This window comes from Exiguobacterium sp. SH0S7, from assembly GCF_004337195.1.
In the GTDB taxonomy this organism is placed as follows: Bacteria; Bacillota; Bacilli; order Exiguobacteriales; family Exiguobacteriaceae; genus Exiguobacterium; species Exiguobacterium aurantiacum_A.
The window spans coordinates 1-22,567 of the sequence record NZ_SJVA01000003.1 but is presented as its reverse complement, the minus strand read 5'-3'; the positions used below and the strand labels follow the sequence as shown (position 1 = coordinate 22,567).

The window sequence follows — 22,567 nt, the reverse complement described above, 5'->3', positions numbered from 1 at the left end:
TTCCTCCGTTCGTTACTTCATTGAAAAGAGCGAGAAGAATCTCCTCGCTCCTATGAGTCTATTAATTAGTTGTTGACCAGTTCTTCAGCGATTTCGACAGTTCCTTCAATTCGCTCGATGTCGGCACCGAGTGCTTTAAGTTTCTTGTGGAAATCGACGTATCCGCGGTCGATATGGTATAAGTCACCGACACGAGTCTCCTCGTCGGCGATGAGTCCTGCGAGGACGAGCGCTGCCCCGGCACGAAGGTCTGTCGAAACGACTTCGGCACCTTGGAGGCGGACGCCACCTTTAATGATTGCTGAACGACCTTCAATCTTAATGTCTGCGTTCATGCGACGGAATTCTTCGACATGCATGAAGCGGTTTTCAAACACTGTCTCCGTAATAACTGACGTGCCACCCGCTTTTAAGACGAGGGCCATCATTTGTGCTTGCATATCTGTCGGGAAGCCAGGGTGTGGCATCGTCTTCAAGTCGATTGGTTTCAATACTTCTGGTCCAATGACACGCATACCTTCCGTTGTCTCTTCGAACTTGACGCCCATCTCTTCCATCTTCGAGATAAGTGGACGTAGATGTTCGCGCTCAGCTCCGATGACTTCAATGTCACTGGCTGTGATCGCAGCAGCGACGAGGAACGTGCCGGCTTCGATACGGTCCGGGATGATCGAATGCTCAGCACCATGCAACTTGTCGACGCCTTCGATGCGGATCGTTTCCGTTCCAGCACCGCGGACGTGAGCGCCCATACCGTTCAAGAAGTTCGCGAGGTCGACGATTTCCGGTTCTTTCGCAACGTTCTCGATAACAGTCGTTCCTTCAGCGAGAACCGCCGCCATCATGATGTTTTCTGTCGCCCCGACCGATGGGAAGTCAAGATAGATCTTCGCACCTTGCAAGCGACCTTCAACTGATGCTTCGACGAAACCGTTGCCGATCACTGTCTTCGCGCCCATTGCTTCAAATCCTTTTAAATGGAGGTCGATCGGACGTGATCCAATCGAACATCCGCCTGGCATTGCGACACGCGCATGCCCAAGACGAGCAAGGAGAGGACCCATGACAAGGATCGAGGCACGCATTTTGCGAACGTACTCAAGCGGCGCCTCGTCTTTGATTGTGCCCGAGGCATCGACAGTGACTTCGTTGTTTGCTTCATCGAACGCGACCTCTGCACCGAGGTGGCGAAGCACTTTATTAATCGTGTAAACATCAGCAAGACGTGGCACGTTTTGAAGTACCGATTTTCCTTCGCCTGCTAACAGAGTGGCAACCAATGTTTTCAGTACGGCGTTTTTAGCTCCTTCAACACGCACAATACCTGACAATTTACGTCCTCCACGGACTACAATCAAATCCTTCATATCTCTCTTTGTCCTCCAACTTCGTTGTTTTTTTATTTTATGCGTCGATATCCGTTTCCGGATGTGGTTATGTCGATTACTATGATGTTTTTTTAACGTGACGCCTCATCAGAAAAAAATAAAAATAAAATCATAATCTGTCCTGATGATTGGTCGTCATGTCAGACGAGTTTATCCTACATGATATACATATAGGAGTCGTTACAACAGGATTACAGTTTGTTAATGATTTGGAAAATCGACTGTAATGGTACGAGCGCCTGAGCTAATCGGATATACTCCAAAAAGAACTGGGCGATCAGAGAACCGAAGACGACGGCCACGAGGACACGCAAGACAGCGGCTTGCGGACTTCTCACTTGGTTGAGCACGCGCTCCCATTTAACTGGCATGAGTGCCCACCAGGCGACGTAAATCGCTACGACATAGATGACGAGCGATAAGACGGTGTTTAACATCCTCGATTCCCCTCTTTTCGAAATTTTGTACCATTTTTAATCATAGCACGTTGCGACAGAGAAAAAAAGACTTAGCATGATGATGATCAATCGAATCGTCTCATCCTATCAGCTCACTCTCTTTGAATAAACCGCATACAAAAAGGGACGTCATCGGCGCATAGCCTTTACTACAGTAATTGACGTCCCACCAAATTTTCAAACATTATTCCTTTTTTTCGTCCTGTGCGAGCGCCCAGCGGATCGATTCGATATAGTAACGAGACCAATCTAGCGCCGTCTCGTCGACTGGCACGGTTAACTGCTCATACGCCTTCACCGACTCGAGCAATTCACGCAACTTGTTCGGCTTACCGAGAAGTGCCTCTTTGACAATCGGTTCGACTGGGAGCTCGGCAATCAGCGTTTGCATCGTCTCGTCCAAAATGACGTCGAGTGAAGAGAAAATCCCGGTGATGAACGCATCAAACGGAGCTACTCCCGGAATTGTCTCATCGGCAATCAACTCCATCATCTTCCCACGGATAACGCTTTGCTTGATCAATTCTTTCGATTCAGACGTCTGCATCTCCCGAAGCAACATCAAATACGACCAACGCCGCATCTCGTCAAGTCCGATGCGGGCAACGGCTTGTTCGATCGATTGAATCGTCGTACGGCCCTTTTGATAGACTGTGTTCACCGACCGGAGCATCTTGTAGGACAGATCGACACTTCGTTCGATTTGTCCGGCGATGCGGCGGAAATTCGGTTCTGGTTTATCGAGCTCTTTCAGCACCTCGACGAGCGTATTACGGAGCGGATGGACTTCCGCCCCATGAACGACTGTCGGGCGACTGAAAAAATAACCTTGGAACATTTTATAGCCAAGCTCTTTCGCGATATCATATTCAAGCTTCGTCTCTATCTTTTCCGCAAGAAATTCGATCCGGTGTCCGAGCGCATCGATCAAGCGTTTCTGTTGGTCGACCGGTGTCGCCTGATAATCGATTTTAATAATATCCGCGAGCCCGATCAACGGCCGGTATTTCTCTTCAAAGACGAAATCGTCTAAGGCAATCGTATAACCTTTCCGCCGAAGTGATCGCAGGGCGGCAAGTACTTTCTCGGTCGGTTCGACGTGTTCAAGCACTTCGATGACGAGAGATTGCCGCGGCAATAATGAGGGCACTTCCCCTTCGATCAAGTTCTGTGGAAAATTGATGAACGCCCGCGTCCCTTCGGTCAATTCCCGAAAATTAAAGACGAGGTAGGCGTTATGGATCACGTCGGCGGTCGCAAGCGCATCGTCGACGTGTTCGAACATATTTTTCTCGCTGCGGCGATACAACAGTTCGTAGCCGCAGACACGTAGTTTCTGGTCAAAGATCGGTTGACGCGCAACGTAAACTTTCATCCCTTTAGCTCCTTTACTATAGTTCCCACCTATATTATCGGACGACCCGATCTTTGGTTCCACTATTTGAATACGAAAAACCTGATTCTTTTGACCTACATTTAATGAAGGAAGCTGGTTCAATCGTCTGATTCAAAATGGAGGAACAAAAAAATCCTCTCTCACGAAACGCGAGAGAGGATGCTCGTCATTCTTTAATGTCGCGAATGCTCAAACGGTTGACCGCTTTCTTGAGCGCTAACTCCGCACGTCGGAATTCAGTATCCGAAATCTTCGAATCTTGAAGGCGACGTTCGGCGCGGAATTTCGCCGCAGAGGCGCGGTCGTAGTCGATCTTATCCGCCATTTCGGCCGTTTCAGCTAAGATCGTCACCATATCGGGACGAACTTCCATGAAACCGCCGCTGAGTGCGATCAGCGTGCGTCCACCATCTTCGTGGCGCAGTTTAAGGACCGAGACGTCGAGTGGCGTCACCATCGGGATGTGTTTCGGCAAGATACCGAGTTCACCTGTCACCGATTTGGCGATGACCATTCGTGCCTCGCCCTCGTAAGCTGCACCATCCGGGGTGACGACGTTGACGTGAAGAGTATTCATCGTCTAGTTTCCCCCTTCCGTGTAGGTCTTAGACCAACGTCTTCGCTTTTTCGATGACGTCTTCGATTGGACCAACGAGACGGAATGCGTCTTCTGGAAGATCATCGTGTTTACCATCGAGGATCTCTTTAAAGCCACGGACTGTCTCTTTAACTGGTACGTACGAACCTTGTTGGCCAGTGAACTGCTCAGCCACGTGGAAGTTTTGTGACAAGAAGAACTGAATCCGACGGGCACGGTGAACCGTGAGCTTATCGTCTTCAGACAACTCGTCCATACCGAGGATCGCGATGATATCTTGAAGCTCTTTGTAACGCTGAAGCGTCTGCTGGACGTTACGCGCGATTTCATAGTGCTCAGGTCCGACGATGTCAGGCGAGAGGGCACGTGAAGTCGATGCGAGTGGGTCAACGGCTGGGTAGATCCCCATCTCCGAGAGACGACGCTCAAGGTTGGTCGTTGCATCAAGGTGGGCGAACGTTGTCGCTGGAGCCGGGTCAGTATAGTCATCGGCTGGTACGTAAACCGCTTGGATCGATGTGACCGATCCTTTAGCTGTCGACGTGATCCGCTCTTGAAGCATACCCATTTCCGTCGCGAGTGTCGGCTGGTAACCTACGGCAGATGGCATCCGACCGAGAAGGGCCGATACTTCAGAACCTGCCTGTGTGAAACGGAAGATGTTATCGACGAAGAGAAGAACGTCTTGTCCTTGCTCATCGCGGAAGTATTCTGCCATCGTGAGACCTGTCAAGGCAACGCGTAGACGCGCGCCCGGCGGCTCGTTCATCTGACCGAATACCATCGCCGTCTGCTTGATAACGCCTGATTCCGTCATCTCGTGGAACAAGTCATTTCCTTCACGCGTACGCTCGCCGACTCCTGCGAATACAGAAATCCCGCTGTGCTCTTGCGCGATGTTGTTGATGAGTTCCTGGATGAGGACAGTTTTACCTACACCGGCACCACCGAAGAGGCCGATTTTACCACCTTTGATGTACGGTGCGAGAAGGTCGACGACTTTGATCCCTGTTTCCAAGATCTCAACATTTGTCGACAATTCATCAAACGTAGGTGCGAGACGGTGAATCGGTGCCCGACGTACAGTCGGTGAAACTTCTTTATCGTCGATTGGGTTACCGAGTACGTTGAAGACACGACCGAGCGTCTCTTCTCCGACTGGTACTGAAATCGGTGAACCTAAGTCAAGTACTTCCATGCCGCGGCGAACGCCGTCCGTTGAGTCCATCGCAATCGTACGGACCGTGTCATCCCCAAGGTGAATCGCCACCTCGAGCGTCAAGTCGACACTGACATCTTGCGCCGTCTCTGCCACGTACGTGACTTTGAGGGCGTTGTAGATGTTCGGTAAGTGGTTCTCGAACTTAACGTCGATAACTGGGCCCATGACTGCGACTACGCGGCCTTTTGTGCCGTATTCGTTCATCGTGTTAGCCTCCTACAATCTAGAGGGCGTGCGCTTATTCAAGCGCAGCCGCACCTCCGACAATCTCTGTGATTTCTTGTGTGATCGCCGCTTGGCGCGCGCGGTTGAACTTGAGCTTGAGTCCGCGGATGAGATCATCCGCATTGTCTGTCGCGTTCGCCATCGCCGTCATTCGAGCCGCGTGCTCCGATACTTTCGCATCGAGAAGCGCGCCGTAGATGAGCCCTTCCGCGTAACGCGGGAGGAGCGCTGCTAAGATCGTTTCTTCTTCTGGTTCGTATTCATACATCACATTAGATGCGGTCTGTTCGATATTCCCAAGCGGAAGCAATCGATCCATCTTCACTTCTTGGCTGATGACAGAGATGAACGAGTTGAAGCAGAGCTTCAATTCATCGATCTCGCCTTCACTGAACGCGCCGACCGTCTGTTTGACGATCTCCGCGACTTCAACGAATGTTGGCTGGTCGTTAAGTCCTGTCATCGCACTGTACACCGGAATGTTACGTGTCTTGAAGAACTGAACGCCGACCTTCCCGATCACGTACAGACGGTACTCGTCTGTCGAATCGTGTTTGGCTTTCAACTCGCGGTACACGTCGCGAAGGACGCTGGCGTTGTATCCACCAGCAAGTCCGCGGTCCGACGTGATGACGATGTAGCCGGTCCGTTTGACGGGACGGACTTGAAGCATCGGGTGTGTTGCGCCTGAAGTACCGCCGGCAATCGACGAGATGACTTCTTGCAACTTGGTCATGTACGGCTTGAAGTTCGCGTTGCTCCCTTGAGCGCGGTTCAACTTCGAGGCCGACACCATGTTCATCGCTTTCGTGATTTGCTTCGTGCTTTGGGTCGAGGTGATCCGCATCTGGATCTCACGTAATGATGCCATTTCGATTCACCACCTTAATAGACGCTCGTCACCGGATTAAACCGATGGCGAGAATGTCTTTTTGAATTCCGCAATTGCATCGACCATCGCCTCGTCAGCAGGAAGGTTTCCTGTTTGACGGATTTCACGGCAGAGGTCCGCACGGTTTTGGTCGAGCCATGCGTTCATGTCTTTTTCGAAACGACGGATGTCTTCGACTGGGACGTCATCGAGATGACCTTTCGTGAGAGCGTAGATGATGAACACTTGCTTGTCGACCGAGAGCGGTGCGTTCAATTCTTGCTTCAAGACTTCAACCGTCCGTTGTCCACGGTTCAACTTCGCTTGTGTCGCTTTGTCGAGGTCTGACCCGAACTGGGCGAACGCCTCGAGCTCACGGTATGACGCGAGGTCAAGACGGAGCGTACCGGCAACTTTCTTCATCGCTTTCACTTGAGCCGCACCACCTACACGCGATACCGAGAGACCGGCGTTGATCGCGGGACGTACCCCTGAGAAGAAGAGGTCTGACTGAAGGAAGATTTGACCGTCTGTGATCGAGATAACGTTCGTCGGGATGTAAGCCGAGATATCCGACGCTTGTGTCTCGATGAACGGAAGAGCTGTCAGCGAGCCGCCACCGAGTTCGTCGTTCAACTTCGCCGCACGCTCAAGAAGGCGTGAGTGGAGGTAGAAGACGTCACCTGGGTAGGCTTCGCGACCTGGAGGACGACGGAGAAGAAGCGAGAGCTCACGATAAGCTGCCGCTTGTTTCGAGAGATCATCATACACGACGAGGACGTGTTGTCCGCGGTCCATGAAGTACTCACCCATCGATACCCCTGCAAACGGCGCGAGGTAAAGAAGTGGGGCAGGCTGTGAAGCCGAAGCCGAAACGATGATTGTGTAATCGAGGGCACCATTTTTACGGAGCGTCTCAACTACGCCACGGACAGTTGATTCTTTCTGACCGATTGCGACGTAGATACAAACCATGTTTTCTTCTTTTTGGTTGATGATCGCATCGATTGCGACCGATGTCTTACCAGTTTGACGGTCACCGATGATGAGCTCACGCTGACCGCGACCGATTGGTACGAGGGCGTCAATCGCCTTGATCCCAGTTTGGAGCGGTTCGTGAACTGACTTACGGGCCATAACGCCGTAAGCTTTACGTTCGATCGGGTTGTATGTGTCCGTCACGATCGGTCCAAGACCGTCGATTGGTTGTCCGAGCGGGTTGACGACGCGTCCGAGGAGCGCATCACCGACTGGTACTTCCATGATGCGGCCCGTACGTTTAACCGAGTCGCCTTCTTTGATACCTTTGTAGTCGCCGAGGATGATAATCCCGACGTTGCCTTCTTCTAAGTTTTGCGCCAAGCCCATTATGCCGTTTGAGAACTCTACGAGTTCTCCTGCCATAACGTTATCGAGTCCGAATGCACGAGCGATACCGTCACCTACTTGAATGACTGTACCTGTCTCACTAACTTCGATTTCAGAACCGTACGAAGCAATTCGCTCTTTTAGCAGGGCGCTGATTTCTTCAGCTTTGATCGTCATTGAATTCACCCCTATTTCTTACGCATTCAACAATTCACGCTCAAGGCGTGTTAGTTTAGTTTCGATTGTGTCATCATACGTCGTGTAACCGATCTGGACGCGAAGTCCACCGATAACTTGTTCATCGACGACGTTCTTCAATTGAAGCGTCTTGTTCATCTTCTGACCGAAGACGAGTTCGACTTCTTTCAACTCTGCTGCCGACAACGGGTAAGCACTTGTGACGAACCCTTCTGCGATGCCACGGAAGTCGTTGATGTAATCTAAGACATAACGCGGCAGCCCGCGAACTTCGCTCGCACGGTCGTTCTCGACCATGACGAGAAGTGTGTTAAGCACGATTTCTGTCATATCACCAAAGCTGTGTGTTAAAAGCTGTGCAAGCTCGCTGTCGCTGACTGCAGGATTCGTTAAGAGATCCGTCAGTTCAGGCGTCGCGTGGAGCACTTCATCGAGCAGACGCACTTCCGCTTCGACTTGGTCGAGCGTGCCTTGCTCCCGCGCTAAGTCGAAGAGCGCTTTGGCATAGCGTTTTGCTAACGATATGTTCATCAGTTAGCGCCTTTCGCTTTAGACAGGAAGTCTGTGACGAGGGCACGTTGTTTCACTTCGTCGCCTTTAAGGTCTGACTGAAGGACGTGGCGTGCTGCCGAGAGCGCCTGTGTGACGACTTCGGTTTGAAGCGACTGTTTCGCGAGCTCGCGCTCACGCTCGATCGCTTTTCCAGCCTCGATCTTGATTTTTTCGGCTTCCAAACGCGCCTGCTCCACCAAGCGTGCTTGTTCGGCTTCAGCTTGACGACGACTTGAGTCAAGCATCTCTTTTGATTCTGTACGTGCGGCGCTTAAAGCGTCACGTTGTTCGACGACATATGTCTCCGCGTCTTTGCGGCTCTTTTCAGCAAGCTCGATTTCGTTCGCTACATACTCTTCACGCTGTCTCATCATTCCAAGGAGTGGTCCCCAAGCAAATTTCTTCAACAGGGCCAAGAGTACGAGGAATGTGAAAAGTGTAAAGATCATATCCAGGATGCGGAGGCCTTCGCCACCAGCACCAGCTGCAATCATCATCGTATCCATGCATACCCTCCTCTTGACTAAATAAGTGAGGGAGACTTGCTCCCTCGTTTGTTGTTCTCGTTAACTCGTAATCAAGAGTTGAGGAGAAGGAAACCGACAGCCACACCGATGATCGGGAGGGCCTCAACCAAACCGATACCGATGAACATTGTTTGACGAAGTTCGTTTTTAAGTTCTGGCTGACGTGCTTGTCCTTGTACTGTTCCGTATACGATGAGACCGTTACCGATACCAGCCGCGAGTGCTCCGAGACCGATAACGATTGCTGTTGCGAGAAGATTCATTTGTTCCATTGTGTATGTTCCTCCTAAAAGTAAGTAAATAGTTTTTTTGTTCAACGCTTTGGCGAGGCCAGCTTATCCGAATCAATGCTCGGCTGAAGCTTTATGCCCGATGTACACCATTGCAAGCGTCAGGAAAATGTAGGATTGGATAACCCCGATAAAGATTGAGAAACCTTGCCATAAAATCATCGGCAGGATTGCGAACACAGCACCAAGCGGGTTAAGTGCCCCTTGTGCGGTAATTGCGAGTCCCAAGATGATGGTAATCATGATTTCACCGGCAAAGATGTTACCGTAAAGACGCAGACCGAGCGTCAAGGTGTTCGCGAACTCCTCGATAAGCTTGATCGGCAATAAGAACCAGACCGGCTTCACGAATTCCGCCGAATAGTGCTTGAAACCGTGTAGCTTCACGCCGTAATAGTGTGACATTGCAACGACGAGTGTCGACAACGCCAATGTGACGTAAGGATCGGCCGTCGGTGAGTTGAACCATAGATAGTGACCGGAAATGACGTTGAACGGCAGACCCATCAAGTTCGAAATCAGAATGAACAAAATCAACGTCATCCCAAACCCGATAAAGCGGCCTCCTGTTTTCCAGTCCATCGCACTCGAGATGATCCCGCGTACGAATTCCGCGAAGAATTCCATCAAGTTCTGCTTACCTGTCGGCTTCATGGCCAAGCGTCGTGTTCCCCAAACGGCGAACGCAAAGACGAGCAATGATGCGATTAGCACCGTAATGACGTTCGTCCAGCTCCCATATAACGTATAGTCTCCAAGTTGTAGAGAATATGTGGGAAACTCATGACCCATTAGTATTCACCTCTTTTCCTGCTGAGCTGGGCAAGTGTGAACTCGCCAAATTGTATGATGTGGCCGGCGATTAGACCAGTTACCACCGCAATCAGCGATACTCGATCCTCGTAGAAGAGACCGACTATCACGGCTAACGCACCGACTGCCATTCTTGAAACAGTCCCGTGCGATTTCGGGCGTCGCCCATGTTCGATCACGTCAAACATTCGAATGACGCTGCGATTCTGCATATGTAGAATGATCAGACTGGCGACCCCACCCAGGAACAAGCCGAGAAATACCGGTTTGTACACAGGGACGATGAGCGCTCCGACGAGGAGAATGGCGAACCATCCGACAAACCACTTCGTATAGCGTTTCATCAACTCTTGTTGTGCTTTTCTGTCTGCTTGCACTTGTTGTAGTTCCGTTTGTTCTAGCTTCATTCGTCCTCTCCTGTCATTAAACTTCGAAGGGTGAGTACGAGCGCGGTGATCCCGATAAACATTCCGAGAAACACCGACACATTCCAACCAAACGTGCCCCAAAATTCACGTCTCGCCCCGTATTGGCCGACGAGATAACCGATGACGATCGGTCCAGCGAGCGCGGTCGAGATTTGCGAGGCAAGTGAGGCGTAGGATAGGTAACGATTGTCTTTTTTCGTCATCCTAGTCCCCCTTTCTAACTGGCAGCCAGCACTTCATCGTCTTCGATTCACACTCGCGTGACCATCAAAAGTCACACAAGTTCAGAGTACTGGAAATAGCATAAGAAGTCAATTGATTTCACAATTATAAAAGCGCTTTAAACCGAGTCGTATCAAGGCTTTTACGCACTTCACAAACTAAATTAAAATCACTAAATTTTAAATAAGTGTGAAGGAACGGTGAAATAAAAATGTTGACTTTATAATATTTCACAAACCGAATCAGATGAGGAATAGTTCAGTTATACATCCGCGTATTGGAAAATACAACGTAAACCGCCCCACGTTCACAAAAGGTTTTAAAACGGACGCCGATTTCGTATTGAAATCGTTTTCATTATCCTGTACCAGTATACCGATTATCTTTTTGCTGTGTCGAGCGATTCTGATAAATTTGTAGTGATGAATCTCACATCATCATTTCTCAGCATGAATCGGCTGAAAACCCAACGCTATCAAGCCGGAACCGATGCCAATCTTTGTGGGGAGTCTGGAATTAAGATGTAAGCGCCATCTATATTTGTGTCTATTTTGTGACTTCAAAACCGATAATCGCGTCTCACTTGCCATGACTGGCTCTTCGCACTGTTAAATAGCAAGTAATAATCCCCCCTTTTACAACCCGTTAAACACTTTTTCCGAAAATAATGTTTACAATCCTTCGACAACGGGAAAATAAGGTTATGTGAAAATAATTTTTGAAAAGAGTTGAGTCAATGATTGAGTTTAAAAATGTAGAAAAGACCTTCAAAAGTACGACTGTACTGAAGGAAATGAACTTGACGATTAACAAAGGCGAACTCGTCGTCTTTATCGGTCCTTCCGGCTGCGGTAAGACGACGTCGCTTAAAATGATCAACCGTTTGATCGAACCGACATCTGGGACGATTATTGTCAACGGTCAAGACACACGTAAGATGGATCCGATTGAACTCAGACGCCAAATGGGCTATGTCATTCAACAGACTGGCCTCTTCCCTCATATGACGATCCGCGAGAATATCCAATTGATCGCCGGTCTCGAAGGACACGCCGAACAGGATATGGACGCCCGGACCGAGCACTTGCTCCGCATGGTCGGCCTCGACCCGGATCAATTCATCGATCGCTATCCGAGCGAACTGAGCGGCGGTCAACAGCAGCGCATCGGCTTCGCCCGCGCCCTCATGAACGACCCGGAAGTCATCCTGATGGACGAGCCGTTCAGCGCCCTCGACCCTGTGACGCGGAACGATCTCCAAGAAGAGCTGTTCAACCTGCAAGAAGAAGTCAAGAAAACGATTGTATTCGTCACCCACGATATGGATGAGGCGATCAAGCTGGCTGATCGTATTTGTATCATGCGTGACGGGGAAATCGTTCAGTTCGATACGCCGGAACAGATTCTCCGTAATCCGCAGGACGAGTACGTCGAAGCGTTCATCGGCAAAAATCGAATTTGGAACAGCCCTGAATACATTAAAGCGAAAGATATCATGATCACGGACCCTGTCTCGATCAGCGGCAAACGCACGGTGTTGCAGGCGATTGAAATCATGCGTTCACGCAAAGTCGACAGTCTCCTGATCACGGACCGCGATCGCGTCCTTCAAGGACTCATCAAATTGAAAGACGTCCACGGGATCCAAGATAAGACGAGACGACTCGAGGAAGTCATGAACGTGAACTACGCTTTCGTCTCGAGCGAGGACTCGCTCCTCGATATTTTAGACGTCATGAACACGAGCGACCAAGGCTATCTGCCGGTCGTGACCGGACCTATCCTTAACGGACTCATCACACGCAGCAGTTTGCTTTCCGTCCTCAGTGAGCAATTCATGCAAGAGGAGGAAACAATATGAATACGATTCAATCTTTTTTCAATTACGTCGCGGGCAACACCGACCAAATCGGTACGCTCTTGCTTGAACACTTGCAACTGACCGTCTTCGCCGTCTCGCTCGCAGTGCTGATCGGTGTCCCGCTCGGTATTTTGATTCTCCGGATGCCACGCCTCGCCAAACCGATCCTCGGTCTGACGAGCGTCGTTCAGGCTGTGCCAAGTCTTGCCTTGCTCGGTTTCCTCATCCCGTTCATCGGGATCGGATCGACACCGGCCATCATCATGGTCGTCCTGTATTCACTGCTTCCGATCGTGAAGAACACGTACACGGGTCTGTCGAGCATTCCAGGTGACACGCTTGAATCCGCTAAAGGGATCGGCCTCACCGACCGCCAAATTTTAAGCAAGATCCAATTGCCGCTCGCCTTGCCGATCATCATGGCCGGGATTCGCATATCAGCCGTTACAGCTGTCGGTCTCATGACGATTTCAGCGTTCGTCGGAGCAGGCGGCCTCGGTTACCTCGTCTTCGCCGGTATCCAGACAGTCGACAACAACCAGATCTTAGCAGGTGCGATTCCGGCCGGTCTACTCGCACTCTTGATCGACTTCATCGTCAGCCGTATCGAGTATAAAGTCGCTCCGAACGGGATCGTCCTCGCCGACGGACGGATGAAGAAGAAAAAATACCGTCCCGCTAGAAAAGTGGCGAAACCGCTCATCGTGATCGCGACAGCGTTCGCCTTGCTCCTCGCCGGTTCGATCTACGCCTTCACCCGTGAAGACGATACGATTGTCATCGGCTCGAAGAACTATACGGAGCAAGCGATCCTCGGGAACATGGTTGCCGATTTGATCGAAGACAAGACCGATCTCGAGGTGAAGCGTCAACTTAACCTCGGCGGTACGCAAGTCGCGTTCAGCGCACTCCGGACCGGTGAAATCGATGCCTATGTCGAGTACACAGGAACACTCTTCGTCGACGTCTTGAAGCAAGAAGTCGATAACGACCCCGACGCTGTCTACGAACAAGTCCGGTCGCAAATGCAAGAGCGGTTTGATATCCGGACACTCGATCCGATCGGATTTAACAATACGTTCGCCATCGCCGTCAAACAAGAAGACGCCGACAAGTATAACTTGAAGACCGTCTCTGACCTCGCCGCGGTAAGTGACGAGCTCGTCTTCGGCCCGACAATCGAATTCTCGAACCGGGAAGACGGCTATCTCGGCTTGAAAGAAGTGTATCCGTTCAACTTCGCAGACGTGAAACCGGTCGATGGCGGCCTTCGTTACACGGCGCTCATGAACGGTGAAAGCCAGGCAATCGATGGTTTCTCAACCGATGGCCTGTTAAAGCGGTTCGAACTCGTCGTCCTTGAAGACGATCAACAGTTCTTCCCGCCTTATTACGCCGTCCCGATCGTCAATGAAGAGACGCTCACCGAGCATCCCGAGCTCGCCGACGTGTTGAACTTGCTCAACGGCAAAATCACGGACGAAATCATGCAAGAGTTGAACTACCTCGCCGACGTCGAAAAACAACGTCCCGAGAAAGTGGCTCACGACTTCCTCGTCTCTGAAGGTTTGATCGAACAGTAAGACAAACGAATCCCGCCCCTCGAAAAGGGCGGGATTTTGTCTGTCCGTTTGTTGACCACGTTGATCGTTTTCGGCGTCTCGAATCGAATGGCCTACATCGCTTTCCCCATCGAGACGCGGTTGCGCCCGCTTTGCTTCGCCTGATAGAGCGCTCGGTCAGCCGCTTCGATCAAATCAGACTTCTCGACGTCCAGACCGGGGATGTGTTCTGCGACACCGATGCTGACACTCACTTTGCGGAGCGGCTGATACGCTTCATGTAAAATGTTCAGCTTAAGAACCGCTTGGCGAATCCGTTCAGCGACTTCTTTTGACTGACGGACATGGTGCGGCCGAAGTAACACTGCGAACTCCTCGCCGCCGTAGCGTGCGACCATGCCATCTTCCCCGACCGCTTTATCAACGGCGTGCGCGACCCGTTCGAGACAGGCATCCCCCGCCAAATGACCGTACGTATCGTTATACAGTTTGAACGCATCGATGTCGAGCAGGAGGAGCGCGACATCCGTACTTGATTCTTCCGTATCATCCCAAAGTCGCTCGAGCTTTTCATCGAAGGCACGACGATTCCAAACGCCGGTCAAAGCGTCATGAAGCGATCGATGGATCAGCGCTTGCTTGCTGCGCTCGAGCCGGAACGTGTGCACGAATGCGAGCAACAAGAGGATGGCGATCGCGACGACGATGACGATCACCCACGTCGCCGAATTCGAGGCACTGACACTTCGCTGTGACGCCTCTTGAATAATTTTGTCGATGTCCTCCCGGATGTCGGCGTCAACGTCTCGAAATTGATTGATGTAATCAATCCCGCTATAGCGCCGCGCGTTCGCTTCCACAATTTTGCCTGCATCGACGAGGGCAAGCTGTGACTCATAAAACATCTCCATCTCATTGATGAGCGGAAGCGCCTCTCCTTGAATGATTTCCTGCATAACCGGATGGCGATGGTCAAGCTCGTGGATGACTTGAATCGTCTCCGCAAGAGCATGCTTCGTTTCATTATATTGTCGGAGCGACAACATATCTTGATTATATGTATAGCCACGGACCGATAACTCTTGATCGAGCAGGAGCGCGAACAGTTCAGACGCCGCGTTCGCGATCGGGATCGCCTCTTCGACGATACGCTCGTTCTGCCGTTCGATGTTTTGGAAGGCGCTGTAGCTCCATAGACTTGTCAAAAACAGCGCTAATAACGCAATCAACAGGTAGGCTTGCAAAAGTGACAGTTTTGGCCTCATGGTCGTTCTCTTCCTCATTTCAGCAGATGACATTCGCTTCTGTCTTCACTATCGGTTGTTGCTTCGGTTTTCTCAACTGTTATGGATTGGTTTTGACAGATTGAGTGCACAAAAAAGGAGGATCCGACTGGAGCCTCCTTTCGTTTTGCTTATTTCGTTCCGAACAAACGGTCACCTGCGTCACCGAGTCCTGGCACGATGTAGCCATGTTCGTTCAACTTCTCGTCGAGTGCGGCGAGATAGATTTCAACGTCTGGGTGCTCGGCTTGAACGCGTTCGACGCCTTCTGGCGCTGCGCAGAGACAAGCCAGCTTGATCGACTTCGCGCCGTGTTTCTTAAGGGCTGCGATCGCATCAGCTGCAGATCCGCCGGTCGCAAGCATCGGGTCGACGACGATGAAGTCACGCTCGGTAATATCTGTCGGCAACTTGAGATAGTATTCGTGTGGCTCGAGCGTCTCCGGGTCACGGTAAAGACCGATGTGACCGACTTTGACGTTCGGCATCATTTTGAGGAAGCCATCCACCATCCCGAGGCCTGCCCGTAAAATTGGGACGATTCCCAATTTCTTGCCGGCAATCATCTTTTGTGTCGATACCGAGACCGGTGTCTCAATCTCCACATCAGTAAGCGGAAGGTCGCGTGTAATTTCATATGCCATAAGTGAAGAAACCTCTTCTACGAGTTCGCGGAACTGCTTCGTCCCCGTCTCTACTTTGCGCATAATCGTCATCTTGTGCTGAATCAATGGGTGATCATAAACGTGTACTTTTCCCATGTTGCTTCACTCCTCTCTAAATCTCTCTCGAGCATTGTACCCCAACTTCTCTTAGAAAGGTAGGGTCAACTTCCGTTTTTGAAGAGGTCAGACGAAACCCCAAGGGCCAGTTTGACACCTTGGGGTTGATCTACCTTCTAGATTAGAATTTGAAGAAATTCAAAAAGCCGGCTGTCTTGTGCTTTGCTTTTGCACACATGTTGCCTTTGGCTTTTTCATGCTTCACGAACTTGGCATGCTTAGCAGCATGTTTTTTCGCGTGCTTCTTCGCTTTCTTTTTGTCTTTTTTCAGTTCTTTTTCTGTTTTCTGCTTCGACTCAGCTTGCTTCGAGTCTTTTTGCTCGACTGGCTTCGTTGTCGTGCTCGTCGATGCAGCAGGCTTCGTCGGCGCTGTTGTCGGTTTTGGTGCAGTCGACGTTTCCGTCGCTGGTTTTGTTGCTACAGGCTTTGGCGCAGTCGACGTTTCCGTCGCTGGCTTCGTTGCTACCGATTTTGGCGCAGTTGGTGTTTCCGTCGCTGGCTTTGTTGCTACCGGTTTTGGCGCAGTCGGTGCTTCCGTCGCTGGCTTCGCCGCTACCGGTTTTGGCGCAGTCGACGTTTCCGTCACTGGCTTCGCCGCTACCGGCTTTGTTGCTGTTGACGTCTCTGTCGTTGGTGCTACCACGACAGGTGCCGGAGTCGGTGCCGTGTCTTTCGTCCGTGTCACAAGACCTGCGTTCCAGTTCACATAAGCGTCTGCTTCGTGGAAGTGGATAAACTTCGAGTCAGCGGCAAGTTTGTGGCTCTCCGCACTTTGACGCGTCGAGATCGTGAGCGTTTTGACCGAATGTTTCGTGTCGACTGCTTGAAGTTTTTTGATCATGTTTTGTGACCAGGCGTCGCTTTTGATCGTGTCGGCGTTGAAGCTCTCCCACATGATGCCGTCGACGTAAGGTGCTGTCGACGTTTCGAGTGTGTCAAAGCCCCAGTTTTGGACCATAGCGATGTTGCCGTAACGGGCACGCGCTTCTTTCAAGAAGTTGACGAGACCGTCACGTTGCTGCTTGAGTACGGTCGGGTTGTTCAAATGTTCGTTGTCGATATCGCCGACCGTATCCATGAACACGCCATCGATCCCTTTAGCGATGACTTGGTTTTGGATTTCCGTGAGCAAGAGCCCTTGGAAGTGCGGTGAAGCGATGTTCGTCAAGTAAGAATCCCATTCCGAGTAGTGGACACGTTGTCCGTTACGCGTGAAGAAATCACCTGACTGAAGTTTTGACATGAGACCGGTGTTCCACGTCGCGACTTCCATGACACTAATATAACCGAGTACTTTCGTACCGCGTGACTTGATCTGTTCAACTTGAGCTTTTGTATAATGAAGCGGCTCGATGATGACGAGATCATAGTTTTGCATATCTTTGATGATTGTTTCGTTCGGATGACCATAATACACTTGATAGTTCTTCACACCGTCGAGTGGGTTCATCGTTTGCGCCCCCGTTTTTGACATGTTCAGACTAACAATCAACAACACTACCGTTAGAGACATAATAAACTTTTTCAATTTCAATACCTATTCCTCTCCTGATGACTGACAAAACTTGGTGACGGACAATGATGGTTGAATTGAGATGTGTCTCTCCGTTCCCCCTTTTCTTCATAATTTGATGACGAGAAGGTTAGTGCTGTGTGTTTTATAGATGTATCGGATTCATGTATGTAATATTGAACCTTCGCAAAAAAAATTATAGGATAGTTTCCCAGCAAAATATAGTGTCAATTTGACGACAAAAAAACCGCTTTATGACATAGTCTTGTCATAAAGCGGGTATTATACTTAGTTCAGCTATTATATCGAATCGATCGATTCAACAATTCCTCGAGCCGCATCAGGTCGATTGCGTACGTTTGTTTCGTCGTCAGGTCGATGAGGTAGACCCGCTGATCCCCAGGCTCGACCCAAACCTCGAAATGTTGCTCTTGTAAGTGTTCATACAAGGAGAGCGTCCCGTGTTGGACGGCTGCTTCTGACTTGTCTCCGCCTGCCACATGCGTCAGGAGTTCGAACAGCGCTTGCGTATTTGGTCCATCCAGATGTGACGTCTTTCCCTTCGTCTCGTACGTGGCGAGCTTCGTCTTCACCGAACGAGCGGACGAGCTCATCAGCTTCGTGGTCATCGGCCGTCTGACACTGCCCCACACTTCGATGACCGCATCATATCGTTTAGACAATGTGAGCGATGTGACGTCGCTTACGTCTCCAATCGGCTGTTCAGCAAGCACGACTCGTTTCAACAGTTGGCGTTTTGAATGATCGAGCGTGAACACATCAGTTGTCGAATCGGTGTATACATACTTTCCGGTGAAGGCGCTTGGAAGAACGGTCCGTTCCCATGACGATTCCGTACCCATCTGTAGCGCGACCCTGCCATCCGCTAACTTCGTGAGGAAGGCGTATCCGTCATTCTTTCCGCTCTTGAATACGAACAGCCCCGGTTCAATCGTCCGGTCGAGCGTCCGGCCGTTCCGCATCACCTCATACGTCACGTACAACGAACCGCTGTCCGGCGTCTGGTAGCGGAATGTCGATCCCGGGACGATCGTTTCATGCGCTTGATTCACCCGGAACAAGTTGACGATTTTTGCGACATCGGGTTCCGGATAAAACGAGACCTCCTCTCCGACGTCAGTCTCGACTAGTTCACTCGAGACGAGCGATTCGAATTCGTTGACGGGGTCAATCCGGAACGTCCGCTCGATTTGTTCGTGGCTGTTCGCACAAGACAAATAACGGTCGTCACCGCTCACCCAATACTTAATCGTCTGGCTACCGAGCTCTGCATACAGCGGATGATGGAACGTCACTTCAGCCACCTCGCCCCGGCGTGACGGGAGCCGTTCCGTCGTTTGTTGTCGACAATAGGCCAGCAGTCGCTTCTCTGTTTCCGGTAAAATGTGTTCCTGCTCATCCTGATTCGTCACGTACGCTTCAAGCGGACGTAACGCGAGGGCGTTCATCTCTTCTTTCGAACCACAACCGCTGAGGCAACAGAGGGCGAGCAGGGCAGTCCAACTCAGTCTCATCACTCGTCTCCCCTCTCCCTACATCGTCGTTATATGTATTATGTTATGTTGGCATAAATTCCCTCCCCATCATATCATAAGATACGAATCGATTATGTTTGCAGAAATATTACGAATCAAAAACGGGTGCCTTCAGCGGGCACCCGTTCATTCATCAATTGTCGTCATCTTGGTCGTCATCTTGGTCGTCATCTTGATCGTCATCACTATCATCGCTAGCGTCATCGCGATCATCTGCGCTGTCACGGTCATCATCACGTTCGATCTCTTTGACTTGCTCTTGCATGTTCAATTCAAGTTTGACGCGATCACCGGCTGTTGGCATCTCATCATCGATTTCATAGCGAGCGGCGAGTGGGTACGTCACTTGCTTCCCGTCACGCTCAATGACGACGTCTCGATCTGAGAGGCTGACGAAACTACCGTAAATGTCGAAGTCGTCGCTCTCCCGGTCGACTTCTTTCACTTCATTGTTTTGATTGAACTCGAGTTTGACACGGTCACCGGCTTTCGGGGTGTCGTCATCGATCTCATGGCGTGCCGCAAGTGGGTACGTCGATTCTTTTCCGCTAAAGCTGATCGTCACGTCCTGATCTGACAAGCTGACGAGCGTCCCGTATAGTTCATAGTCGTCATCGTCGACCGAGCGGACGGGCAAGTCACTTGAAGATGCGTTCGATTCGGAAGTAGCGGCAGCTTCCTTCGCAGCGTCGTCTTTCGCGTCCTCGGTTCCACTAGTGGCACTATCGATGGCGCGTGGGATGATGACCGTATCCGTCTTGTCGTTCGCGACATACAATCCGATTCCTGCGACAGCGAGTACGGCCAGGCCTACCCCTAAAATCCACCCAAGTAATTTCATGATGTTTCCTCCTCGTTCCATGTGCTGTTCCTTCTCTACACCTTCATCATAGAACGTTGACGTTAGAGCACCACGAGGATTTCATTAGAAAATGATGAGTGACTGAGAAACTTTCCTCATTTGGTGACGAAGAATACGCTCCCGTCCGGCGCGTTCGCGTAACTCCCAACCTTCCAACCGTTCAAATCGGCGACTTCTTTGGCGATGGCAAGCCCGAGACCGCTACCGCTCCGGTCGCGCGCTTCATCAAGCCGATAGAACCGGTCGAATAAACGTGAGCGTGCCTCTTCGGTCATTGCCGTCCCATGGTCACGCACCTCAATCCGAGTTGGGGTCATCGTCACGCTCGTGTCGGTCGCGTACTTCAAGCTGTTATCGATGAAGATGACAATCAATCGTTGCAACGAGTCACGATGTCCAGCCCAGCTTCCTTCCGCCTCGATCGGGACGTGTTTTCCGTGCGACCGTTCGAACCGTTCTTCAAGTTGGAGCGCGAGATCGCTCAAATCGATCTGTTCGACTTCGATGTCCCCTAAAGCGGCGAAGCGGCTCAGTTCAAGCATCGGTTCAATCAAGTCCTCCCGCATCTGTCTCGACTCGGTCAAAATATGATCGATCGCCTCGTCGCGCACGACGGGGTCATGTTGACCCCAACGTCTGAGCAACTTGGCGTACCCTTCAATGACGGTGAGCGGGGTTTTGAGTTCATGTGAAACATCCGCTACGAAACGGCGTTGTTGCTCCATCGACCCTTCGACACGGGCAATCATCTGATTGAATCCGGTCGCGAGCGTTGACACCTCATCTTGATTCGGGCCAACGTCAATCGTCTCGAGCGTCCCTGACTCGGTAATTCGAGCCATCGTCGACTCGAGCCGCCGAAGCGGATTGAGTCCTTGGCGCACAATCCATAAACTTCCGACGAACGTCATCGCCACCGCGATCAAGAAAATGACGAGGAAAATCGTCGCGAGCGTCTGTAACGTCTCGCTTACCGCCGCGTCTTGAAAGGCAAAGCCGAGACCGTTCGACGTGGCAATGACGAACCAGTCATCAATCAGTGCCGGCTCCCCAAAATTGACGGGAAAGCTCAAACCCTCTGCCGCCCGTCCGCCAATGATGCCCCAATCGCCATTGCTCTGTCGCTCGAGGACGACACTGTCCTCATGCAGTGACAGCACGGCCTGACGGTTCCGCTCATCCTCTTCGAGCAGACTGAGCGCTTGACGGAGCACGTCATAGCGAGCGTCGACGATTTGCTGGCGCGAGACGAGCCATGCGACCCCGAACGACGTGATGAGTAAAAACAACATGAACCCGGCCATCGCGAGGGCGATCTTCGTCCGTAATTTCATACTCACTCACCACGCTTCAGCATATAGCCGACGCCCCGTACCGTCTGAATCCAAGAACCTCCGAGTTTCTTCCGTAAGTAACGCACGTATACGTCGACGACGTTCGTGTCCCCATAATAGTCGAAACCCCAGACGTGCTCGACGAGTTGGTCGCGCGTGAGCACGCGTTCCGGATGCTCGAGCAAATAGACGATCAAATCGAATTCACGACGGGTCAACTCGACTTTCTGTCCCTCGCACGTCACCTCATGCCGGTTGACGTCGACCGTGAGTCCCTCGTAGGACAAAACACGTTCAGTCGCATCGACATGGACGTGCTGGCGCATCCGCAAAAATGCACGGATCCGGGCAAGCAGTTCCTCCATCTCGAACGGTTTTGTGATGTAATCATCCGCCCCAAGGTCGAGCCCGCTCACTTTATCGTACCGGTCGCCCCGCGCTGTCACCATCAAGACCGGGAGCAACGGTTGTTCTTCCTTCACCCGACGGACGACCTCGAGCCCGCTCATTTGCGGAAGCATCACGTCTAAAAGCATCAAGTCGACCCCCCCCGCGAGCGCTCGTTCAAGCCCGCTGCGTCCGTCGTGGGTTACCTCGACTTGATAGCCGGCGTGCATCAGTTCAAGTTCAAGCAGTCTGGCAATTTTGGCATCGTCTTCTACGACGAGGATTGTCGGCATAAAGTTCATCCTTTCTTGAAAAAAAGCGCCGAGCAGTCCGCCCGACGCATCCTTATTCTGTTCCCGGATTCATCAGTCGAAAAACGGACGAATCGCTTCTGGAATCGCCTGTTCGACGCGCAGCTCGATCGAGTCGCTGAAGCGTTCAAACGAGGATTCGATTCCCCCCGCTTGGAACGACACGTCAGTTCCAAATTGAACGATTTGATCAAGCCAGGCGTTCCCGGTCAGCGTGAAAATCAAAAATCCTGCCACTCCGGCTGCCATCAACGTTAGTGCGAGCGCCCCGATGATAGCGCCTTTCATGAATCGGGTGAATTTACCTGTTGTACTGCGTTGCATGTGCCTCTCCCCCTACTTCTTTTTCTTTACTGTACGGGAGCGGGTTGAGAAACGTTGGTGAATCAGATTAGAATTCGATGAGAAAAAGGTTGCGGCATGGCCGCAACCTCAGCTTGTTGACTAACATCAATAGAATCGCTCGTCCTTCCGGCGCCCACGCTTTCCGCAGGCAATCCCGGAGCCGCATCGCGACTTATGTCGCTGCTGGGTCTCCGTTGGATTGCTTTCCTGCAGGA

23 protein-coding genes are annotated in these 22,567 nt (G+C 51.2%); 2 read left to right on the top strand and 21 right to left on the bottom strand.

Features of this window, described 5'->3' with window-relative positions; genetic code table 11:
• Window positions 1-65: 65 nt before the first annotated feature.
• From murA to EVJ22_RS06875, 13 genes are all read right to left on the bottom strand, one after another.
• Window positions 66-1,367 (bottom strand): UDP-N-acetylglucosamine 1-carboxyvinyltransferase, encoded by a 1,302-nt coding sequence (gene murA, locus EVJ22_RS06935; protein WP_071398348.1) that lies wholly within the window; start codon window positions 1,365-1,367, stop codon window positions 66-68.
• Between the two features lie 212 nt (window positions 1,368-1,579).
• Entirely contained in the window at window positions 1,580-1,825 is a 246-nt protein-coding gene (locus EVJ22_RS06930; protein WP_071398349.1) for a DUF1146 family protein, read from the bottom strand.
• A gap of 205 nt (window positions 1,826-2,030) precedes the next feature.
• A complete protein-coding gene (locus EVJ22_RS06925) occupies window positions 2,031-3,221 on the bottom strand; it encodes an EAL and HDOD domain-containing protein (protein ID WP_233589637.1) in 1,191 nt (396 codons plus the stop codon).
• Between the two features lie 187 nt (window positions 3,222-3,408).
• Window positions 3,409-3,819: a F0F1 ATP synthase subunit epsilon gene (locus tag EVJ22_RS06920; RefSeq protein ID WP_071398351.1), complete on the bottom strand. Its 411-nt coding sequence runs from the start codon at window positions 3,817-3,819 to the stop codon at window positions 3,409-3,411.
• Between the two features lie 28 nt (window positions 3,820-3,847).
• Window positions 3,848-5,266, bottom strand: coding sequence for a F0F1 ATP synthase subunit beta (gene atpD / locus EVJ22_RS06915; RefSeq protein ID WP_071398352.1), 1,419 nt, complete (start codon window positions 5,264-5,266; stop codon window positions 3,848-3,850).
• A 34-nt stretch (window positions 5,267-5,300) separates the two neighbouring features.
• Window positions 5,301-6,158, bottom strand: a complete 858-nt coding sequence (gene atpG, locus EVJ22_RS06910) for an ATP synthase F1 subunit gamma (protein ID WP_071398353.1) — start codon at window positions 6,156-6,158, stop codon at window positions 5,301-5,303.
• A 36-nt stretch (window positions 6,159-6,194) separates the two neighbouring features.
• Window positions 6,195-7,703 carry a F0F1 ATP synthase subunit alpha gene (gene atpA, locus EVJ22_RS06905; protein WP_016510234.1) on the bottom strand — a complete coding sequence of 503 codons (1,509 nt, stop codon included), beginning with the start codon at window positions 7,701-7,703 and terminating at the stop codon, window positions 6,195-6,197.
• An 18-nt stretch (window positions 7,704-7,721) separates the two neighbouring features.
• Window positions 7,722-8,255, bottom strand: coding sequence for a F0F1 ATP synthase subunit delta (locus EVJ22_RS06900; RefSeq protein ID WP_070328178.1), 534 nt, complete (start codon window positions 8,253-8,255; stop codon window positions 7,722-7,724).
• Window positions 8,255-8,782: a F0F1 ATP synthase subunit B gene (gene atpF / locus EVJ22_RS06895; protein ID WP_016510248.1), complete on the bottom strand. Its 528-nt coding sequence runs from the start codon at window positions 8,780-8,782 to the stop codon at window positions 8,255-8,257. Before atpF ends, EVJ22_RS06900 begins: the two co-directional genes overlap by 1 nt.
• 71 nt (window positions 8,783-8,853) lie before the next feature.
• On the bottom strand, window positions 8,854-9,066 hold the full coding sequence (atpE, locus tag EVJ22_RS06890; RefSeq protein WP_035386543.1) for a F0F1 ATP synthase subunit C: 213 nt from the start codon (window positions 9,064-9,066) through the stop codon (window positions 8,854-8,856).
• An 81-nt stretch (window positions 9,067-9,147) separates the two neighbouring features.
• Window positions 9,148-9,885, bottom strand: coding sequence for a F0F1 ATP synthase subunit A (atpB, locus tag EVJ22_RS06885; protein WP_016510243.1), 738 nt, complete (start codon window positions 9,883-9,885; stop codon window positions 9,148-9,150).
• A complete protein-coding gene (locus EVJ22_RS06880) occupies window positions 9,885-10,313 on the bottom strand; it encodes an ATP synthase subunit I (RefSeq protein WP_070328179.1) in 429 nt (142 codons plus the stop codon). The genes atpB and EVJ22_RS06880 overlap by 1 nt, the downstream gene beginning before the upstream one ends.
• On the bottom strand, window positions 10,310-10,537 hold the full coding sequence (locus tag EVJ22_RS06875) for a hypothetical protein (RefSeq protein WP_071398354.1): 228 nt from the start codon (window positions 10,535-10,537) through the stop codon (window positions 10,310-10,312). The genes EVJ22_RS06880 and EVJ22_RS06875 overlap by 4 nt, the downstream gene beginning before the upstream one ends.
• Window positions 10,538-11,292: 755 nt before the next feature.
• On the opposite strand from EVJ22_RS06875, the gene EVJ22_RS06870 reads away from it, so the two are divergent.
• A complete protein-coding gene (locus tag EVJ22_RS06870) occupies window positions 11,293-12,417 on the top strand; it encodes an ABC transporter ATP-binding protein (protein WP_070328182.1) in 1,125 nt (374 codons plus the stop codon).
• Window positions 12,414-14,000: an ABC transporter permease/substrate-binding protein gene (locus EVJ22_RS06865; RefSeq protein ID WP_071398355.1), complete on the top strand. Its 1,587-nt coding sequence runs from the start codon at window positions 12,414-12,416 to the stop codon at window positions 13,998-14,000. The genes EVJ22_RS06870 and EVJ22_RS06865 overlap by 4 nt, the downstream gene beginning before the upstream one ends.
• Before the next feature lie 92 nt (window positions 14,001-14,092).
• On the opposite strand, the gene EVJ22_RS06860 is transcribed toward EVJ22_RS06865, so the two are convergent.
• The 8 genes from EVJ22_RS06860 to EVJ22_RS06825 all read right to left on the bottom strand — a co-directional run bounded on the left by EVJ22_RS06860 (window position 14,093) and on the right by EVJ22_RS06825 (window position 22,331).
• Window positions 14,093-15,244, bottom strand: coding sequence for a GGDEF domain-containing protein (locus tag EVJ22_RS06860; protein ID WP_233589636.1), 1,152 nt, complete (start codon window positions 15,242-15,244; stop codon window positions 14,093-14,095).
• A gap of 149 nt (window positions 15,245-15,393) precedes the next feature.
• Window positions 15,394-16,023 (bottom strand): uracil phosphoribosyltransferase, encoded by a 630-nt coding sequence (upp, locus tag EVJ22_RS06855; protein WP_035386536.1) that lies wholly within the window; start codon window positions 16,021-16,023, stop codon window positions 15,394-15,396.
• Between the two features lie 142 nt (window positions 16,024-16,165).
• Window positions 16,166-17,518, bottom strand: coding sequence for a glycoside hydrolase family 191 protein (locus tag EVJ22_RS06850; protein WP_158625505.1), 1,353 nt, complete (start codon window positions 17,516-17,518; stop codon window positions 16,166-16,168).
• 332 nt (window positions 17,519-17,850) lie between these two features.
• Window positions 17,851-19,092, bottom strand: coding sequence for a hypothetical protein (locus tag EVJ22_RS06845; RefSeq protein WP_071398358.1), 1,242 nt, complete (start codon window positions 19,090-19,092; stop codon window positions 17,851-17,853).
• A 154-nt stretch (window positions 19,093-19,246) separates the two neighbouring features.
• The gene (locus EVJ22_RS06840) at window positions 19,247-19,954 is read right to left on the bottom strand and encodes a hypothetical protein (RefSeq protein ID WP_233589635.1); all 708 of its coding nucleotides are present in this window, start codon (window positions 19,952-19,954) and stop codon (window positions 19,247-19,249) included.
• Window positions 19,955-20,070: 116 nt separating this feature from the next.
• Window positions 20,071-21,309, bottom strand: a complete 1,239-nt coding sequence (locus EVJ22_RS06835; RefSeq protein ID WP_131443552.1) for a sensor histidine kinase — start codon at window positions 21,307-21,309, stop codon at window positions 20,071-20,073.
• A 2-nt stretch (window positions 21,310-21,311) separates the two neighbouring features.
• Window positions 21,312-21,989 carry a response regulator transcription factor gene (locus tag EVJ22_RS06830; protein WP_071398361.1) on the bottom strand — a complete coding sequence of 226 codons (678 nt, stop codon included), beginning with the start codon at window positions 21,987-21,989 and terminating at the stop codon, window positions 21,312-21,314.
• Between the two features lie 72 nt (window positions 21,990-22,061).
• Window positions 22,062-22,331, bottom strand: coding sequence for a hypothetical protein (locus EVJ22_RS06825; RefSeq protein ID WP_071398362.1), 270 nt, complete (start codon window positions 22,329-22,331; stop codon window positions 22,062-22,064).
• Window positions 22,332-22,567 lie beyond the last annotated feature (236 nt).

Bases quoted from the DNA above. Each gene is read 5' to 3' on its own strand.
- EVJ22_RS06920 (WP_071398351.1), bottom strand. From the start codon at position 3,819: ATGAATACTCTTCACGTCAACGTCGTCACCCCGGATGGTGCAGCTTAC.
- atpF (WP_016510248.1), bottom strand. From the start codon at position 8,782: ATGGATACGATGATGATTGCAGCTGGTGCTGGTGGCGAAGGCCTCCGC.
- EVJ22_RS06880 (WP_070328179.1), bottom strand. From the start codon at position 10,313: ATGAAGCTAGAACAAACGGAACTACAACAAGTGCAAGCAGACAGAAAA.
- EVJ22_RS06840 (WP_233589635.1), bottom strand. From the start codon at position 19,954: ATGAAATTACTTGGGTGGATTTTAGGGGTAGGCCTGGCCGTACTCGCT.
- EVJ22_RS06825 (WP_071398362.1), bottom strand. From the start codon at position 22,331: ATGCAACGCAGTACAACAGGTAAATTCACCCGATTCATGAAAGGCGCT.
- EVJ22_RS06930 (WP_071398349.1), bottom strand. From the start codon at position 1,825: ATGTTAAACACCGTCTTATCGCTCGTCATCTATGTCGTAGCGATTTAC.
- atpA (WP_016510234.1), bottom strand. From the start codon at position 7,703: ATGACGATCAAAGCTGAAGAAATCAGCGCCCTGCTAAAAGAGCGAATT.
- upp (WP_035386536.1), bottom strand. From the start codon at position 16,023: ATGGGAAAAGTACACGTTTATGATCACCCATTGATTCAGCACAAGATG.
- EVJ22_RS06830 (WP_071398361.1), bottom strand. From the start codon at position 21,989: ATGCCGACAATCCTCGTCGTAGAAGACGATGCCAAAATTGCCAGACTG.
- EVJ22_RS06850 (WP_158625505.1), bottom strand. From the start codon at position 17,518: ATGTCAAAAACGGGGGCGCAAACGATGAACCCACTCGACGGTGTGAAG.
- EVJ22_RS06900 (WP_070328178.1), bottom strand. From the start codon at position 8,255: ATGAACATATCGTTAGCAAAACGCTATGCCAAAGCGCTCTTCGACTTA.
- EVJ22_RS06875 (WP_071398354.1), bottom strand. From the start codon at position 10,537: ATGACGAAAAAAGACAATCGTTACCTATCCTACGCCTCACTTGCCTCG.
- atpG (WP_071398353.1), bottom strand. From the start codon at position 6,158: ATGGCATCATTACGTGAGATCCAGATGCGGATCACCTCGACCCAAAGC.
- EVJ22_RS06925 (WP_233589637.1), bottom strand. From the start codon at position 3,221: ATGAAAGTTTACGTTGCGCGTCAACCGATCTTTGACCAGAAACTACGT.
- EVJ22_RS06835 (WP_131443552.1), bottom strand. From the start codon at position 21,309: ATGAAATTACGGACGAAGATCGCCCTCGCGATGGCCGGGTTCATGTTG.
- atpE (WP_035386543.1), bottom strand. From the start codon at position 9,066: ATGAATCTTCTCGCAACAGCAATCGTTATCGGTCTCGGAGCACTCGCG.
- atpB (WP_016510243.1), bottom strand. From the start codon at position 9,885: ATGGGTCATGAGTTTCCCACATATTCTCTACAACTTGGAGACTATACG.
- EVJ22_RS06865 (WP_071398355.1), top strand. From the start codon at position 12,414: ATGAATACGATTCAATCTTTTTTCAATTACGTCGCGGGCAACACCGAC.
- EVJ22_RS06870 (WP_070328182.1), top strand. From the start codon at position 11,293: ATGATTGAGTTTAAAAATGTAGAAAAGACCTTCAAAAGTACGACTGTA.
- EVJ22_RS06860 (WP_233589636.1), bottom strand. From the start codon at position 15,244: ATGAGGCCAAAACTGTCACTTTTGCAAGCCTACCTGTTGATTGCGTTA.
- EVJ22_RS06845 (WP_071398358.1), bottom strand. From the start codon at position 19,092: ATGAGACTGAGTTGGACTGCCCTGCTCGCCCTCTGTTGCCTCAGCGGT.
- murA (WP_071398348.1), bottom strand. From the start codon at position 1,367: ATGAAGGATTTGATTGTAGTCCGTGGAGGACGTAAATTGTCAGGTATT.
- atpD (WP_071398352.1), bottom strand. From the start codon at position 5,266: ATGAACGAATACGGCACAAAAGGCCGCGTAGTCGCAGTCATGGGCCCA.